Source organism: Sphingobacterium athyrii (assembly GCF_003071065.1).
GTDB classification, from domain to species: Bacteria; Bacteroidota; Bacteroidia; order Sphingobacteriales; family Sphingobacteriaceae; genus Sphingobacterium; species Sphingobacterium athyrii.
On sequence record NZ_QCXX01000002.1, the window covers coordinates 180200 to 196870 of the forward strand.

The 16671-nt window shown below is 37.6% G+C and carries 13 protein-coding genes; 8 read left to right on the forward strand and 5 right to left on the reverse strand.

Going from position 1 to position 16671, the window contains the following annotated elements; translation table 11 throughout:
* The first annotated feature begins 123 nt into the window (after window positions 1-123).
* The 3 genes from DCO56_RS07285 to DCO56_RS07295 all read left to right on the forward strand — a co-directional run bounded on the left by DCO56_RS07285 (window position 124) and on the right by DCO56_RS07295 (window position 2639).
* Window positions 124-825, forward strand: coding sequence for an RNA ligase family protein (locus DCO56_RS07285; protein WP_108633101.1), 702 nt, complete (start codon window positions 124-126; stop codon window positions 823-825).
* A complete protein-coding gene (locus tag DCO56_RS07290; RefSeq protein WP_108633102.1) occupies window positions 826-1932 on the forward strand; it encodes an AAA family ATPase in 1107 nt (368 codons plus the stop codon).
* 134 nt (window positions 1933-2066) lie between these two features.
* Window positions 2067-2639, forward strand: a complete 573-nt coding sequence (locus tag DCO56_RS07295; RefSeq protein WP_108633103.1) for a Crp/Fnr family transcriptional regulator — start codon at window positions 2067-2069, stop codon at window positions 2637-2639.
* 34 nt (window positions 2640-2673) lie between these two features.
* Here DCO56_RS07295 and DCO56_RS07300 read toward each other — a convergent pair whose 3' ends face one another.
* Complete coding sequence (locus tag DCO56_RS07300; protein WP_108633104.1) at window positions 2674-3159, reverse strand: hypothetical protein; 486 nt, start codon at window positions 3157-3159, stop codon at window positions 2674-2676.
* Window positions 3160-3727: 568 nt separating this feature from the next.
* Between DCO56_RS07300 and DCO56_RS07305 the strand changes: the two genes are divergently transcribed.
* From DCO56_RS07305 to DCO56_RS07315, 3 genes are all read left to right on the forward strand, one after another.
* The gene (locus DCO56_RS07305; protein WP_108633105.1) at window positions 3728-4228 is read left to right on the forward strand and encodes a DUF2199 domain-containing protein; all 501 of its coding nucleotides are present in this window, start codon (window positions 3728-3730) and stop codon (window positions 4226-4228) included.
* 434 nt (window positions 4229-4662) lie between these two features.
* Window positions 4663-6054, forward strand: a complete 1392-nt coding sequence (locus DCO56_RS07310) for a 3-keto-disaccharide hydrolase (protein WP_108633106.1) — start codon at window positions 4663-4665, stop codon at window positions 6052-6054.
* Between the two features lie 11 nt (window positions 6055-6065).
* Window positions 6066-7481, forward strand: coding sequence for a Gfo/Idh/MocA family oxidoreductase (locus tag DCO56_RS07315; protein WP_108633107.1), 1416 nt, complete (start codon window positions 6066-6068; stop codon window positions 7479-7481).
* 547 nt (window positions 7482-8028) lie between these two features.
* Here DCO56_RS07315 and DCO56_RS07320 read toward each other — a convergent pair.
* A complete protein-coding gene (locus DCO56_RS07320) occupies window positions 8029-8388 on the reverse strand; it encodes a winged helix-turn-helix transcriptional regulator (RefSeq protein ID WP_108633108.1) in 360 nt (119 codons plus the stop codon).
* A gap of 160 nt (window positions 8389-8548) precedes the next feature.
* Between DCO56_RS07320 and DCO56_RS07325 the strand changes: the two genes are divergently transcribed.
* Window positions 8549-9073: an NAD(P)H-dependent oxidoreductase gene (locus DCO56_RS07325; RefSeq protein WP_108633109.1), complete on the forward strand. Its 525-nt coding sequence runs from the start codon at window positions 8549-8551 to the stop codon at window positions 9071-9073.
* 779 nt (window positions 9074-9852) lie between these two features.
* Here DCO56_RS07325 and DCO56_RS07330 read toward each other — a convergent pair.
* The 3 genes from DCO56_RS07330 to DCO56_RS07340 form a co-directional block, all read right to left on the reverse strand.
* On the reverse strand, window positions 9853-11526 hold the full coding sequence (locus tag DCO56_RS07330) for a M1 family metallopeptidase (protein ID WP_108633110.1): 1674 nt from the start codon (window positions 11524-11526) through the stop codon (window positions 9853-9855).
* Between the two features lie 3 nt (window positions 11527-11529).
* Window positions 11530-13704 (reverse strand): S9 family peptidase, encoded by a 2175-nt coding sequence (locus DCO56_RS07335; protein ID WP_108633699.1) that lies wholly within the window; start codon window positions 13702-13704, stop codon window positions 11530-11532.
* Between the two features lie 67 nt (window positions 13705-13771).
* Entirely contained in the window at window positions 13772-15160 is a 1389-nt protein-coding gene (locus DCO56_RS07340; RefSeq protein ID WP_108633111.1) for an aminopeptidase P family protein, read from the reverse strand.
* A 544-nt stretch (window positions 15161-15704) separates the two neighbouring features.
* Here DCO56_RS07340 and DCO56_RS07345 point away from each other — a divergent pair.
* Window positions 15705-16589 (forward strand): AraC family transcriptional regulator, encoded by an 885-nt coding sequence (locus tag DCO56_RS07345; RefSeq protein WP_108633112.1) that lies wholly within the window; start codon window positions 15705-15707, stop codon window positions 16587-16589.
* Window positions 16590-16671: the final 82 nt, after the last annotated feature.

Here is a 16671-nt window from a genome sequence, read left to right on the forward strand (position 1 = left end):
ACACAGAGTCATGTAATGCTGTACCAAATATATGGGGATACGTAATCAGATGGGAGAATACCCAAACTGATTGCTGCTATACCTGTGTGTTTAAATCAACATTATTCACTTTAGTTTAAAAAAATGGAATCAACAAAATATGGTCGCACCTATCATTTCCCTTTTTCACCCGGGACAAGTAGCAACGATCGTTTTAATTATGAATACTGGAAGGATATTCAATCTTTCTCAGATTTACTTTATACCGAAAAATTGGATGGCGAAAACAACTGCCTATCCAGGCGGGGGGTATTTGCCCGGTCGCATGCGGCACCGACAACATCTCCTTGGACCGCGCGGTTGCGTGAACATTGGGGACGCTTAAAGAATGATTTAGGTAATCTGGAGTTTTTTGGTGAAAACCTTTATGCGGTACATTCAATCGAGTATACGCAATTGGAACATTATTATTATGTGTTTGCCGTTCGGGTTAAAGATACTTGGCTTTCATGGGAGGAAGTAAGCTTCTATGCAGCTTTGTTTGATTTGCCTTTGGTACCGTTGTTGAGGTCTGAAAAGGTAGCAGACATACAACAGATAATGCAATTGGAAGAAACTGTTCAAAATCTAGCTTCCCAGCCTTCGGTGTTAGGCTCTATCGATCCAAGACAGGGCACCGAATGTACCTCAGAAGGTCTAGTCTGTCGGAATGCGGATGCTTATCCAGTTTCCAGGTTTCAACATAATGTCTTTAAGTATGTGCGAAAAGGACATGTACAGACGGATGAACATTGGACAAAATCCTGGAAAAGAACAAAGCTTATTTGGGAAAGGAGAATTAGCTAGATGGAATGGAAATTAACAGCAGATAAAGACTGGTTGAAATTGGAAAAACAGTTTTCCTGGGTAGCGGACATGCAGAATGTTCCGCAGGATCCCGTTCATCATGCAGAGGGGAATGTTGCTATCCACACGCAATTGGTACTTGAGCAGTTACAACAATCCAGTGACTACAGGGGGCTTAATAGGCAACGGCAGGAGCTGCTTTGGACAGCGGCATTGCTGCATGATGTCGAAAAACGATCTACCACATCGGTAGACAGAAAAGGAAGGGTCAGTTCGCCTGGTCATGCGCGGAAGGGGGCGCAGACAGCACGTCAAATTTTGTTCCGTGATGTGGAGACACCTTTTGCCCTTCGGGAAGAAATCGTAGGGCTGGTCCGGTATCATGGACTGCCGTTGTGGCTGATGGATAAAGTTGATCCAATGCGTAGCGCCTTGGAAGTATCATTGCGGGTAAATATGCCCGAGTTGAAACTGTTGGCTGAAGCCGACGCCAAAGGGCGAATCTGTCGGGATCAAAACGCATTACTTGATGTATTAGAGCTTTTTGAACTGTATACAAGAGAAATTGGTTGTTGGTATTCACCACGATCTTTTGCGACACTGAATGCACAATTTACTTACTTCAACAAAGCGGACGGTTATGTGGATTACGTTCCTTTTGATAGGTTCAGATCTAAGGTTACTATGCTAGCTGGATTACCGGGGATGGGCAAAGATCATTATGTAACTAATCATAATGAGGATATCCCTGTCATTAGTCTAGATGATATTCGTCGTAGATACAGTATAGATCCAACAGATAGAAAACGGAACGGCTGGGTAGTGCAGCAAGCAAAAGAAGAGGCAAAGATTTATTTGCGCAGGGGACAGGATTTTATCTGGAATGCAACTAATATTACAACATTAATGCGTCAACAGTTGATCGATTTGTTTGTTAGCTATCAGGCCTATGTTAAATTGGTCTATATTGAAAAACCGTACAGCCAATGGCGTTTGCAAAATCGGAATAGGGCCTATCCTCTCCCGGACGTAGTATTAGATAAAATGCTCCACAATTTGGAAGTCCCGCAGCTGACAGAGGCACACGAGGTACTTTATTTGGCTTAATAATGAGTAAATAAAAGAAGTCTGATGTAAAAATAACCTTGTGAGATTAGTTACAAAAATCATATCACCTCAGGTTGTTTTTGGTGAATGCAATTGGAGGTGAAATTTTGATTATCAGAATAAATTAAAATGTATTGGAAACATTTAGAACACATTTAGAGAAATTTATCCAAATCGATGATTATACATTTGAAATAATATCAAAGTACTTTGATGTTATTTCAATAGCTAAAAAAGAAAACTTGCTAGAAGAGGGGAGAGTCTGTCGATATCACTACTTTGTATTGAAAGGAATATTGCGTAAGTTTTTTGTCAATGAAAAAGGTGTAGAGCAAACAACAGAATTTGCGATTGAAAACTGGTGGCTTACAGATAATATGGCGTATGAACATAAGCTTGTTAGTTCCTTCTATATTCAAGCTGTCGAAAAATCAGAGATTTTATATATCAGTCAAGAAAATCAAGAGAAATTGATGCTAGAATTTCCTATAATGGAACGCTATTTTCGTTTTGTGTATCAGAGGGCTTATGCAGCTGCGCAAATGCGTGTTAAATACCTTTTTTCATTGCCTAAAGAACAGTTTTATCGCGACATGCTACGTAAGTATCCAGACTTTGTGCAACGTGTACCGCAATATCTTATTGCATCTTTTCTAGGTTTTACTCCAGAATATCTGAGTGAAATTCGAAAAAAAATTGGTTCTTAAAATATACAATCGGCTTAAAAAAACAATTTGCAAACTAATAGCATTGATTCGAATCTGTTATCCGGTAAGGTAGCGTTTGAAAGTAAAGATTATGTTCTTTTGAATAATTCTTAACTAAATTATTGAATTTTTCAATAGCCTTTTCTTCAGATCTAGCAAAGCAATGGAGGTTGATTTCCAACGGTCTTTCGGAAGTAGCTTCTTCTATACGCAGTTTTCCAACTTCGGAAAGAACCACTGCAAATGAAGTTTTACAGATCTCTATTTCTAATTTGTTGTCAATCAACTGGGACGAAATACTGTAATAAGAATCGTTATTTTGGATTTCATCTTGGAAGGGATCTAAAAGCGTCGTTACGATGGAACGATAGCCATATTTCGCATTGCCAAAAAAATGGTCGATATATTCCTGTGCTTTTTCATAAGTAGAAAAAACACCCTCTAGATTGGTGAATACATCCGGATCTTCTTTAATCTCTTTTGAAACTACTGTATATACCTTAATGGGGGTGGTTGTCATATTTTATAATGCTACTGTCTATACATGTAAGTAAAGTTTTTCTGCAAAAAAACTAATTTGAAATTCTATCATTGATATGCTCAAGGATAAAATCGTCTTTTTAAAATAAAAAATTTCCTTTGTCTACTTTGTAGCCTATTTGGAATATATGTTTGTGCTTTAAAGTTGTATATAATTTTCGTTTTCTCCAAATTTTTTACTGATTGTTTTTATTTTATTTTTTAAAATTGAAGAACATCCCAGTATTGCCAAACTCCCTCCAATATAACTTTGAAAAGGTGAAATCGTGAAAAAATTATAGAGGTGATCTAATCAGCAGGAAGCATGCGCTAAAAATAGCTAGTTAGGGTTTTAATCGAGTTACTTTAAGTTTTGGTAGAAAAAGCGTTAACCCCAATCGTAATTGGGGACACGGAGAAGATTAAAGTTATCGAGTAATTGAAGTTTTGGCCGAAATTCTGGTGGTTAAACTTAGCAGATGATTTCTAACAATAGAATTAATTTTATGGGAATTTAAAAGTTTGATTAAGTTTGTAATAGAGAAAATTCTTTTTTTGAACGAAGATATATGAATAATTTTATTTGTAAAAATTGTGGTGTAGAACATACTGAATTGCCATCCTTAGCGTTTAATGCCCCCTTTCACTATGATATATTAAACTCTGTGGATAAAGAAAAATTTACGGATAAAGATGATGATTTTTGCGTGATTCACCACGAAGACCAGATAGATTATTTTATTCGTGCAGTTTTGCAGGTTCCGATTTTGGGCCATGATGAAACTTTGGATTACGGTGTCTGGGTTTCGGTGAGTAATGAAACGATGGACGAATACCGCCTAATGTTTGCAAATAAAGAAGCCGAGGAAAAAAACTATTTTGGGATGCTCAGTAATGAAATAGAGGATTATGAAACCTCAACAATTGGCCTTTATATGCAGGTTGTTACCCAATTAGATGGGTACCGTCCGCTATTGATACCTTACGAATCGGAACACCACTTGGTACAGGATTGGTTAAATGGTATCCATAGGGATGAAGCTATGTTACGGGTTAATTCAGTTTTGTAGGCCATAAAACTAAATTCGTTTTTTGTTCACGCGTATTGCTTAGATGTAAAACTGTTTTTAGAATTTGGTGATTTTTTGGAGATAGACCTATCTACACGTTAGGTATCTCACCTCCCAGTTTTATGCGATATATTTATATGCAACTTATAGGCTTTCCTTCCGCCATTAGATTTTTTGATGTTTCAAACGTTTTCGTAAATAAATCGTACAACTTGGTTCATTTGACCTATATTAATTAATATATTGTTTTATTAAAGCAATTGGATAAATAACCATTAGGTAAAGACAGCGCACCCATCTCCTGGATCGAAAGGGATTAAATTATATAATAACTTTAGCATCCCAATATTGAAAAATAGGTGCACATGATATGAGTAACAAACCAATATTCAATAAATAAACCGAGCATACGAGCTCAAGAAGTAACTATCACAATGAAGAGAAACACAATATTTAAGTCTGTCTTGATGGCAGCGATGGTTGGAAATTCAATTTTATCGCATGCGCAGATAAATAAGGATACGGAAAAAGGGTGGACAGACCTTTTTGATGGAAAAACGTTGAATGGCTGGAAATCTGTAGGCGGAAAAGCTCCTTATTCTATTGAGGGAGATGCAATCGTGGGGCGAATGACGAAAGGTACTCCCAATTCATTTTTGATTACCGAGAAAGAATACGGTGATTTCATATTGGAACTAGATGTTAAGCTCGAAGGTAGTCAAACAAATTCAGGAATCCAGACCCGGAGTCATCTAGACCCTAAAGCTAATGATGGGCGTGGTAGAGTGTACGGAAGACAAGTGGAGATAGACCCCTCATCCAGAGCGTGGACAGGTGGTATCTATGATGAGGCACGTCGTGGTTGGATCTATCCCTTAGATCTCAATGAAAACGCTAAAAAAGCATATAAAGCTGAAGAATATAACCACATTAGAATCGAAGCGATTGGCGATGAGCTGCGTACTTGGATCAACGATGTACCCGTTTCTTATGTAGTGGACACAATTGACAGGACAGGCTTCATCGGACTACAAGTACATAGTATCCCTTCAGAATTAGATGGAAAGAAGGTCTATTTCAAAAATGTTAAAATCAAGACAAGCGATCTAAAGTCAAAAGGTTTTCCGAAGGAGGTCTATATTGTCAATTTAAAACCAAATGAAGTCACTGATGCCGAAAAGAAAAAAGGAGTTAAGCTTTTATTTGACGGAAAAACAAATAATGGATGGCGCAGCATCCATGGGAATAAATTTCCTGATCGCGGCTGGGAGATTAAGGATGGGCAATTGACAGTTTTGAAATCTGATGGCGGTGAGTCTACTAATGGCGGTGATATTGTAACAAAGGATAAATACGCCGTATTTGATCTATCTTTTGAATTTAAGCTGAGCCCCGGGGCCAATAGTGGTGTCAAGTATTTTGTAACATTAAAAGAAAAGTCTAAAGGATCGGCTATTGGTCTTGAATACCAAGTGCTCGACGATGACTTGCATCCCGATGCGAAGTTAGGAAGAGATGGCAATCGTACTTTAGCCTCTCTTTATGACCTCATCACATCAAATAGGGATGGACGTGCGCGGAGACCGATAGGCGAATGGAATAGGGGAAGAGTAGTGGTGACAGCCGACAATAAAGTTGAACACTATCTGAATGGAATTAAGATGCTGAGTTACGAAAGAGGATCGAAGGAGTTCAAGGACCTTGTTGCTATCAGTAAATATAAGGACTGGGATAACTTTGGTGAGGCAAAAGAGGGATTTATCCTATTGCAAGATCACGGAGATAAGGTTTCATTTCGCAGTATAAAGATTAATACACCAAACTAAGCTTAGAGTTTATGAACCATTATTTATCACGCAGAAGCTTTGTTAAACAATCTGTTATTGCAGCTGGTGCTGTAATGTTATCGAATAGTGTCCTGGGGAAAGTCAATCTGGCAACACCAAATGAACGGGTCAATTTGGCCTGTGTGGGTTTGGGGAATAGAGCGGCAGATATTATAAAAGAACTTTATAAAACCGGACTTTGTAATATTGTTGCATTATGCGATGTTGATCTGGGTGCGAAGCAAACGCAGGAAATTCTGGCAATGTTTCCTGATGCACCAAAGTTTAAAGATTTTAGAGTTATGTTTGATAAAATGGGAAGTCAGATCGATGCGGTTAGTATTGGGACACCTGATTTTTCCCATTTTGCGATAACGATGTTAGCTCTCGATCTTGGAAAACATGTCTATGTGGAGAAGCCAATGGCGCGAACATTCCTCGAAGTTGAATTAATGACCAATAAAGCCAGGAAGAACCCAAAGCTTGTAACACAAATGGGAAATCAGGGACATTCCGAAGCAAATTACTTTCAATTTAAGGCTTGGAAGGAAGCCGGAATAATTAAAGATGTCACTCGGATAGATGCACATATGAACATGCCGCGGAGATGGCATGGATGGGATGTGAATATGAAAGGATTTCCTGCCGCTGAAATAATCCCGGAAACTTTAGATTGGGAACTATGGCAAATGCAAACACTAGGTCACAACTATAATAAAGATTTTGTGAATGGCCAATGGCGTTGTTGGTATGATTTTGGGATGGGAGCTCTTGGTGATTGGGGAGCACATATATTAGATACTGCGCATGAATTCTTGGATCTTGGGCTACCAACCGAAGTCAGTGCCGTTAAACTTGATGGACATAATTCGTATTTTTTCCCCATGTCTTCGACACTTAAATTTCATTTTCCCAAACGGAAAAGAATGCCTGCTGTTGACATTAATTGGTATGATGGGTTAAATAATTTACCACCTATACCAGATGGTTATGGAGTTTCGGGATTGGATCCGAATATTCCAGCTCCTAGTACAGGTAAATTGGAACCAGCAAAATTAAACCCCGGAAAAATTATTTATGGAAAGGATCTGACGTTCAAAGGTGGTTCTCATGCAAGCATTTTGCAAATCATTCCCGAAGCGAAAGCAAAGGAAATGGAATCCCGTCTTCCAGAAATTCCAAACTCACCGTCTAATCATTTTACTAACTTCTTAAAAGCGAGTAAAGGAGAAGAAAAAACAAGGTCTGCTTTTGAGATCGCCGGACCTCTGAGTCAAGTATTTTGTCTGGGAGTAATCGCCCAGCGTTTAAATACCAAATTGATCTTTGATCCCACAAAAAGGGAGATCAGTAACGATAAATTTGCCAATGCACTGTTGGCAGGACCGCCCCCCGCAAGAGGCTGGGAGCAGTATTATAAAATGTAAACTGTTCATTTTGATTTATAAAAAAAGCGAGGGATATTTAATTTATACCTCGCTTTTTTTTATTGGACTTTTATCGAGGAGCTAACTTTGTTTACTATGACGTTAAACGCCACTGTATTCAAATGCATTGTATTGCATGAGACAAATCGGATGTATTTTGATTTATCTTGATGGAAATATGAGCTATTGTAAATTTTTTTGTTAAAATGCCTTAGGATAGTTATGATGAGAACTAATATCTGGTCTGACTAATGGGAGGAAAAAGGGAGTAAAAAAATGGATTTAGATACAAACAAAAAAGGTTTTCAAACGGGGAGAATGAAAACCTTCAATAACCAATTATAAACCTAAATTATGATAGTGCAAATATAAGTGTATTTTATACACTATGCAAATTTATTTTAAAATAAAAATATCAATATGATAATGGCTATTTCAAAAGAGGTTTTGATCAAACTTTTTGATGTTATATAAATTAACGCTAAGCTGTTTGGGTCAAGCTGGAATTCAATGTTTTGCTTATCTTATTTAGAAATGTCAATAAATCCTAAAGAGAGAGTCCCTTTAGTTTTTCTCCCCATTTTCCAAGCTCGTGAATAATTGGAGATAATTCATGGCCAATTGCTGTCAATTCATATGTTACTCGTGGTGGAACTTCTGGATATACCGTACGTTTTACAACTCCACTTTCCTCTAATTTTCGCAATTGCAAGGTCAACATACGTTCGGTAATATTAGGAAGACACTTTCTGATTTCATTATATCGAAGACTTCCGTTGATTAAATAGCAACAGATAGCTAAAGACCATTGACCACCAATAATATGAGCTGCAAATACTTCAGGACACTCATTTGCTAACATTTGCTTATTGGCGAAATTACTGGAACTTTCTTTGATTTTTGTCATCACCTACATTTTTTATAGTACCGAACATTGGGTTACCACCGTACCAAAATAAGAAATATCTATCTATTTTTAATCCCAGATAGCAACACTAATGAAACTATTACAGTTATCAGATGCTGCGTGGTAAATAGTATATAAAACTTTTGAATAACTAGATATAATGAAAACGTTAGTAATGATAATTCACCCAAATATAAACGAATCAATCGTTAATAAAAGGTGGATTGAAGAATTGAAAAAATACCCGGAAAACTATGAAATCCATCAATTGCATGAGAAGTACCCCAATGAAATAATAGATGTAAAGGAGGAACAACAATTGATTGAAAAGTATGATAAAATTGTATTTCAATTTCCTTTTTATTGGTTTAATTGCCCCCCGTTTTTTAAAAAGTGGCTGGATGAGGTGTTAACATACGGTTGGGCTTATGGAAAATCAAGTGGTTATAAGTTAGCGGGAAAAAGAATCGCATTGGCATTGTCTGTTGGGGTTGATGAAAAAGAGTATTCTACTACAGGCAAGTACAAATATAACTTGGATCAATTGACTAGTCCATTTGAAATTACTTTCAATTATATTCACGCGAATTATCGTCCACTTTTCGCATACTATGGCATTGAACAAAATGTTTCGGAAGAATGGGTCGAACGGAGTGTTCCACTGTATCTTAACTTTTTAGAATAGTTGTAGGCGTCTGATACTAAATTAAGGTCGTGGGTGATTCAGTAGGCCTGTGTCATTTAAAATCAAAGGCATCTTTAGTTTATCTTATGTACATAAAAATAGCAAGGATGGTTTTCACGTGTTTCCTGTATTATTCTGATAAGATGCTTTTGAGAGTTACAAAGTGTGCTGGCAATATCTTTTAGCTAATATTTCGACCGCTATACCATTCACTAATTTGAATAAATGATGATCCAGAAACTTAAAGTACGGAAATTCGATGGCTATTAGATTATAATCGTTTAATGAAGAATAATTTGAAAAGAATTTATCATTTTCAATCAATCTTAACGCGCTAAATTTAATTTATCTTGGTAAGAGCTAAGGACAAAAAAAGGTTTTCAAACGGGGAGAATGAAAACCTTAAATAACCAATTATAAACCTAAATTATGATAGTTCAAAGATAGTGTGTTTTATACACACCTGCAAGTTTTTTTTAAAAATAATATAGAAATGAAGGTGCCGATTAAGTTTGTTTGTTATGGACTCACCGGGTAACAGTTTCTATTTATGTTTTCTAGTTTGAATAGAAGCAATTTCTTTTTCTTCCGGTTCTCTGATCTTATGTACCGAAAAAAGGGACAATATTAGTTCAGAGTTGATTAATTCATAAGAAGACCAAGAGACGTAGCTGTATATAGATTGGTGTTAAGAAATTAAAAATTAACGTATAAATGCTGTGCTCCAAAAATAGCTACATACTTTTGTTGGGGCACAGTGTCTGATTCTTGAAGAAATATTACTCCGATAAAACCCCAACATAATAATTGAACGTGTCTATATCAATATTTTCTTTATTTAATCCTGGAATTTTAATTGCCCGAAAATGCTGATCTAAATGGACCAACTGTCTGTTTTTACCCTTTATTCCAATATGTATTGGCATATGAAACCCTTTGACTTCGCTAATCCATCTTCCCAGTATTGCACCGGAAGCATCCTGTTGGATCTCTAATGTCGGAATAGATGCATGCTGAACATACTGTTCAAATACTTTTGATAGATCCAAACCAGATTGCTGGCTTAAATAACGGACAATATCATTATAGTCAACCTGTTGATGGTAAAATTTGCTGTTCAAGCCTCGTAATAACTTGCGCCATTTATCATCATTGGCTATCATCGTACGGATCATGTTGAGCATAACACCACCCTTTGGATACATATCACCGGAACCTTCTTTGTTAACGTGATACGGCCCCTGAATGGGGATGTCATTTTGAATGCCACGTCGAATACCATGGACATAAGCTTGACTAGCTTCTTTTCCATAAAAGTAATCAATGAACAAGGCTTCAGAATAGTTAGTGAAGCTTTCGTGAATCCACATATCAGCGAGATCAGCAGCGGTAATGTTGTTGCCGAACCATTCGTGGCCTGATTCGTGTACGACAATGAAATCCCATTTTTTTCCCCATCCTGTGCCTGACGCATCGCTGCCAAGATAGCCATTTTGGTAACCATTTCCATATGCAATAGCACTTTGATGCTCCATTCCCAAATGATGAGTTTCAACCAATTTGTAACCGTCCTCGTAGAATGGATAAGGGCCGAACCAATGTTCAAATGCGGTAATTGTACGCTTTGCATTGTTTTGAAGATGCGCCTTTTTATCAGCGGTATTATTCTCCCGCAGGATATAATAATCTATATCCAACGGACCTTTTTCACCTTGATGCTTTTCCTGGAAATGAACATAGTCACCAATATTGATAGCGACATTATAATTGTTGATAGGATTGACTACTTTCCAGTGAAATTTTGTATATCCGTCGTTCAGATTTTCGACCTTTGCTAATCGACCATTGGATACGTTCATTAGTCCTTTTGGGACTGCGACTGAGATGAGCATACTATCGACTTCATCATATTGATGATCTTTGTTTGGCCACCATACACTAGCGCCCATGCCTTGACAGGCTGTTGCTATCCACGCTTTTCCATTGCTGTCTTTTTTCCAGTCGATTCCACCGTCCCAAGGTGCTTTTATCGCTTCTGTAGGGTGTCCTTCATAATAGACCGTGAATTCTTCTTGGCTGCCCTTGTCGATTATCTTTGGGAAATCTACATACACCGCGTTATATTCCCGGGTAAAAGGAAGGTCTTTTCCCTGATAAACGACTTTGTTCACTTTTAAATCCGCAAATAAGTCGAATTGCAGACGCTTAAAATCTTCCGCTGCCCTGAAGCGGAATAAATTGGAGCCCGAGATGAATTTGCTATCAATATCTACCTTAATATCCAGATTATAATATTGGATGTCATAGCAAGTTCTTAGGGGTGTCAGGTTGCCCCTAAGTGAATCTGCTCGCGTGAATTCATTTTTGACTTTCATCAGCTGCGCGGCCACATGCTCGCTGTTTGCGGTTAAAATGGCATAGGCAACAAGTGCAATTAAATGTGTTCTTTTCATGGGTTATCTTCCGCCTGGAGGGCAATGTAATTTTAAATAGTTCGTAAATAATGTTTTTAGATGCTCATTGGTGCCTTTTCCTTCACTGATAGCGTGACTGCGGTTGGGATAGGACATCAATTGAAACTGAACGTTGTTTTTTATCAGTTCATCAATCAGCACTTCGGCATTCTGATAATGTACATTGTCATCACCGGTACCATGTATATATAGTAGATTTCCTTTAATATTTTTGGCATACTTTAATGGCGACCCATTTTCAAAATCTGCTAGATTTTCTTGAGGTAATCCCATATAACGTTCTTGATAAACATTATCATAAAGCAGCTGATTGGCTACTGCAGCTATCGCTATTCCTGTTTTATAGATTTGTGGATATTGTCCCAGCAGATTAAGTGTGCTTGAGCCACCTCCGCTCCATCCCCAGACTGCAATGCGTGAGCTATCTACGAAAGACCATTTCAATATTTCCTGTGCCGCCAGTGCCTGATCACGGATATTGAGCTGTCCAATATTACGGTAGATGCTTTTTCGCCATACATTGCCTTTGGGAGCAGGAGTACCACGGTTATCAAGCGAAATATAGATATAGCCGTCATGAGCCATATTTCCTTTGTATAAGCTATTGTATCCAGCACCGAAATTGTCCAGTACAGTCTGCGATGCCGGTTCGCCATACACCATAAAAACTACCGGATACTTTTTGCTGGTATCGAAATCAAGGGGTTTGACCATCCAGCCATCTAGCTCGATGCCTTCGGCAGTTTTGATTTTGAAAAATTCTGCAATACCGTCACTTGCTTTCTTTTGACGCTTAATTTCAAAGTCCACTAAGGTTTGATGGTTCGGTAGTGATACTACGGCATCATATTTAAGTTCAGCACGATTACTGAAGTTAAAGATCGCCGTCTTACCGTCTTTAGAGATATCATAGTCGCAAGTTCCCTCAAACGATGTAGGTGTGAGCCTTTTGGGAGAGCCACCTTTAGTAGAGACGCTATACAGATATTTTTGAGTCGCATTAGTAGGAGAAGCAGTAAAATAGATTGTTTCTCCTTTTGGATCTAGAAAATCAAGATTAATAATGTCATAATCTGCTTTCGTAATGAGCTTTTCATTACCTTTTAAGTCGATTTGATAAATTTTTCGCCAGCCGTCTTTTTCAGAAACCCATATAAATGCTTTCCCTTCCTGGATCCAGTCCCAGCCCGAAGGGTCGTTATTATTCCATCTTGCCTTGATATCGATCCATGAATTGCTCGTTTCGCGATGTATTGCTTGAGCTTCATGAGTAGCAATAGAAGCTGTGTAAATTTTACTCTCGTTTTGTTTCCTGTTGAGTTGCTGAAAAATAAGCTGTTTGCTGTCCAGGCACCATTCCATGCGCGGAATATAATGCTGTTCAGGATCTCCAGGGATATTGATATGATGGCTGTTTTTGCTAGCAAGTTCATAGGTCCAAATCGAGCACGCGCTTGGTGATTGTCCTACCTTTGGGTATTCGACAGGGATGGTAAAAGAGTAGAGACTATCCGTATTATTGATCATTAGAAAATTGCGGATACTACGTGCATCAAGCTTCCAGTATGCAATCGATTGGCCGTCGGGAGACCACCTAAAACCATCTTTGCAACCAAACTCTTCTTCATAGACCCAGTCAAATGTTCCATTGATCATTCGGTCAGTACCATCGGTTGTGACTGCACTGATGGCTCCATTCGTTAAATCTTCAACATAAATATTATGGTCAGCTTTGTTTACATAAGCCACTTTGTCATTTAGGGGACTGAACTTTGCAAACATCAACTGAGCTGAAGGAAACTGCTTCCCCAATTGTTTCAATTGGTTTGACTGTTTGTTATACACCCAGTAGTCCCCTCTTGTATTCTCGCGCCACACCTTCGCACTATTTGTATAGATTAAAATTAGTTCCTTATTCTTGGATATGGAAAAATTCTCAACTTTTAATGCTGTTTTCATTCCCTGAGGAACAAGTAATTCATGAGATAAAAAGATTGTTCTGGAACCGTTTTTAGGATTGACGGTTTCTATTCCTTTATCCGAAAATTCATAATATTGATCACCATTTTCCATCCAGAGTCTCTGAGCAAAGAGTGGATTGGATACGTAGATAACTAATAACAGATTGACTATAATAAAATGTCTAATTCGATTCATTTGTTTATGATGTTTGTAAGTCAAATATTCAACGCACAGCGTTTCGCCATTTCGGCTTCCGGTATCCTTAATTGGGAGCATTGTCTTTAAGCTGATAGATTTCATTTACCTCCCGTTCCAGGTATTTTCCCATACGTCTTGCCCCATTCTCCTGAATAATATAATTATCTTCGATACGGATACCGCCAAATTTGAGGTGTTTTTTCAGAAAATCATAATTGACAAAATCCCTATGCAGATTTTGCTGCTCCCAAAGCTGTGTCAGCTCGGGGATGAGATAAATGCCCGGTTCAACGGTAAGTGCGTTACCCGCTTCTAACTGCTTGCCCAGTCGTAGGGATTTAAGACCAAAAGTCTTGGTGTCTTTAGGCTCGGTTTCGGTATAGCCCACATATTGTTCACCGAGATCTTCCATATCATGTACATCCAAACCGATGAGGTGGCCGAGTCCACATTGAAAGAATAAAGCATGTGCATGGTTAGCTACTGCATCTTGCACGTTACCTTTCATAAATCCAACTTGTATCAGGCCCTCGACAAGAGCTTCACAGGCTTTTAAGTGGATATCTTTAAAGCGAGCTCCAACAGTTAATAAGCGTTCAGCAGATTTAAAAGCATGTAAAACGATCTGATAAATTTCCTCCTGTAAAGACGTGAAGCGTCTGCCTACGGGAAAGGAACGCGTTAGGTCGGAGGCATATCCGAGTGATGTTTCAACACCTGAATCGTTTAAAAGGAGGTCTCCCTCATGAACTTGATGAAATTGCATGTGGTTATGCAAAATTTCACCTCGTTTGGTAATGATCGGGGGATAAGAAAAAGACATGCCCTGATCTTGTGCAAAATGCTGCATGGCATTGCTGATCTGATACTCATAAAGACCGGGTTTGGTCATCTGAATGGCAAGACGGTGCATATCCACAGCGACGTCCACAGCTTTCTCTAATTCAATAATTTCCTCTGCTGATTTAATACTGCGTTGTGCGGCTACGGCCTGAATTAAAGCGATAGATGGTTGAAACTGTTCAACCGGACAATTAAGCAATTTCCCAAGCAATAATTTGTTGTGTGACTGATACGGGGGGAGGTAATGGATCGAATTTTTTCCGCCTTTTTTTAGGTAGTCAAAGAGTTGCTCAAAAGGAAGTACCTTATGGATACCTGAAAGTGCAGCTTTTTCTGTCAGAGTCTGCTGCTGTCCCATCCAGACAATTTCATCGATGGTCATTTCATCGCCAAACAATACGGTTTCTCCCAGGTCAATATCGAGCACAGCGGCTAATCGAGGGCTTTTTATGCCGATATAATATAAAAAACTGCTGTCTTGACGAAAGGGGTAAGTATTGTGTTCAAAATTGATCGGATTTTCAATATTTCCCAACAACAAAACTTTACCTGAAGTAAATTTTGTAGTGAGTTCGTTCCTGCGGGTAATATAGATATTTGTGTTAAACATAAATTTTTGAAAATTAAGAGCGGCAATGGGGCCGTTATCTGATGAAAATATCAAAATTATTTTTATTCTGTTGTGTGGTAGCGTTTAGTTGAGATTTCAAATGGTGTCATTTATATTATAATATGCTAGCTAATATCGTTAAAAATTTATTTTTTGATCCGTGAAATAAGTGTCGTCAATAAATTGTTTATACGCTTGATACTTTTACGCTGTTACAATTGCTTACTTCAAGTGATTTATGCATCAAAACAAAATAATATTGGTATTAAATAAAGTTCGAAGTTTCCATTGAATATTAATTATCACAATTTATCAAAGTCTAATTGTATTTTAACCTTGTTTTTTGAAAAATATTAGGTTATGTTATGTGATTTTATGGCCTACCGATTGCATAATCGGTAGATATGCTAAATATTATCCCATTATATACATATTTTGTTTTTGTTTTTATATCTATCGCGGGGGATATCTTTACTTGTTTCGTAGTTGTTATATTTATGTTAACTTAACAGTAGTAGTTTTGAACATAAACTTATGAAACCCTATGAAAACGCTCCAATTTAATGTGCCCTGTATGCAGGGACAAAGCCTCACTGTACAAGAAGATATTTTAGAAACTTTTTATCCGCACCTTCACAGACACCAAGAAGCACAGCTCATGTGGATAATAAAAGGAAAGGGAATATTGATTGTTGAAGATACGTTACACCCTTTTAAGGAAAATGATATTTTCTTCTTGGGGGCAAATCAACCACATGTATTTAAGTCGTCTTCTCAGGATGGTTTTTCAAATGAATCCCGCTCTATCTCTATTTTTTTTGATCCAAACGGTAAGCTCAAGTTAATGTTTTCTTTGGAGGAATTTGAATCGTTAAATCAGTTTATTTACAACAATTCATGTGGTTTTAAGATCCCAGATGAATATTTCATGCAAATTTCAGAGAGAATTTTACAATTGAAATCTTCAGATCAGATGGATAAATTGATGCATTTTTTCTACCTTTTGCGATCTTTGGCGACTATATCGAGGGACACAGATCCACTTTGCGCGGAAAGAGGTGAAGTGATACTCGACCCGATTCATAGCTCCAATCGAATTGATCTAATCTGTAATTATATTAAAGAAAATTATAAACATGATCTTAGTCTCGAGGATGTCGCTGACCACGCAAACCTGACGCCTCAGGCATTTTGTAGGTTTTTTAAAAAACATTGTGGGGTTACTTTTGTCGCATATTTAAATCGAATACGAGTTAAAGAGGTTTGTAATCAATTGAACGAAGATCATCTAGATAGTGTTTCGTTTATCGCGTACAGTTGTGGATTCAATAGTATTACCAATTTTAATCGTGTATTTAAACAGATTATCGGCTGCAATCCTAAAGAATATGTTCAACACTATAAACAGACACTCTACTCAGTTATATAAACATAAGAACCTTGCAATGTAATTCTTTCCTAATATTTCGTCTTTGAATTTCAAATATAGGATGATTTTTTACTTGATCTTG

What these genes read in the sequence shown, in the direction of transcription:
- DCO56_RS07285 (WP_108633101.1), top strand. Translation starts at nt 124, where the DNA reads ATGGAATCAACAAAATATGGTCGCACCTATCATTTCCCTTTTTCACCC.
- DCO56_RS07290 (WP_108633102.1), top strand. Translation starts at nt 826, where the DNA reads ATGGAATGGAAATTAACAGCAGATAAAGACTGGTTGAAATTGGAAAAA.
- DCO56_RS07300 (WP_108633104.1), bottom strand. Translation starts at nt 3,159, where the DNA reads ATGACAACCACCCCCATTAAGGTATATACAGTAGTTTCAAAAGAGATT.
- DCO56_RS07305 (WP_108633105.1), top strand. Translation starts at nt 3,728, where the DNA reads ATGAATAATTTTATTTGTAAAAATTGTGGTGTAGAACATACTGAATTG.
- DCO56_RS07310 (WP_108633106.1), top strand. Translation starts at nt 4,663, where the DNA reads ATGAAGAGAAACACAATATTTAAGTCTGTCTTGATGGCAGCGATGGTT.
- DCO56_RS07315 (WP_108633107.1), top strand. Translation starts at nt 6,066, where the DNA reads ATGAACCATTATTTATCACGCAGAAGCTTTGTTAAACAATCTGTTATT.
- DCO56_RS07320 (WP_108633108.1), bottom strand. Translation starts at nt 8,388, where the DNA reads ATGACAAAAATCAAAGAAAGTTCCAGTAATTTCGCCAATAAGCAAATG.
- DCO56_RS07325 (WP_108633109.1), top strand. Translation starts at nt 8,549, where the DNA reads ATGAAAACGTTAGTAATGATAATTCACCCAAATATAAACGAATCAATC.
- DCO56_RS07330 (WP_108633110.1), bottom strand. Translation starts at nt 11,526, where the DNA reads ATGAAAAGAACACATTTAATTGCACTTGTTGCCTATGCCATTTTAACC.
- DCO56_RS07335 (WP_108633699.1), bottom strand. Translation starts at nt 13,704, where the DNA reads ATGAATCGAATTAGACATTTTATTATAGTCAATCTGTTATTAGTTATC.
- DCO56_RS07340 (WP_108633111.1), bottom strand. Translation starts at nt 15,160, where the DNA reads ATGTTTAACACAAATATCTATATTACCCGCAGGAACGAACTCACTACA.
- DCO56_RS07345 (WP_108633112.1), top strand. Translation starts at nt 15,705, where the DNA reads ATGAAAACGCTCCAATTTAATGTGCCCTGTATGCAGGGACAAAGCCTC.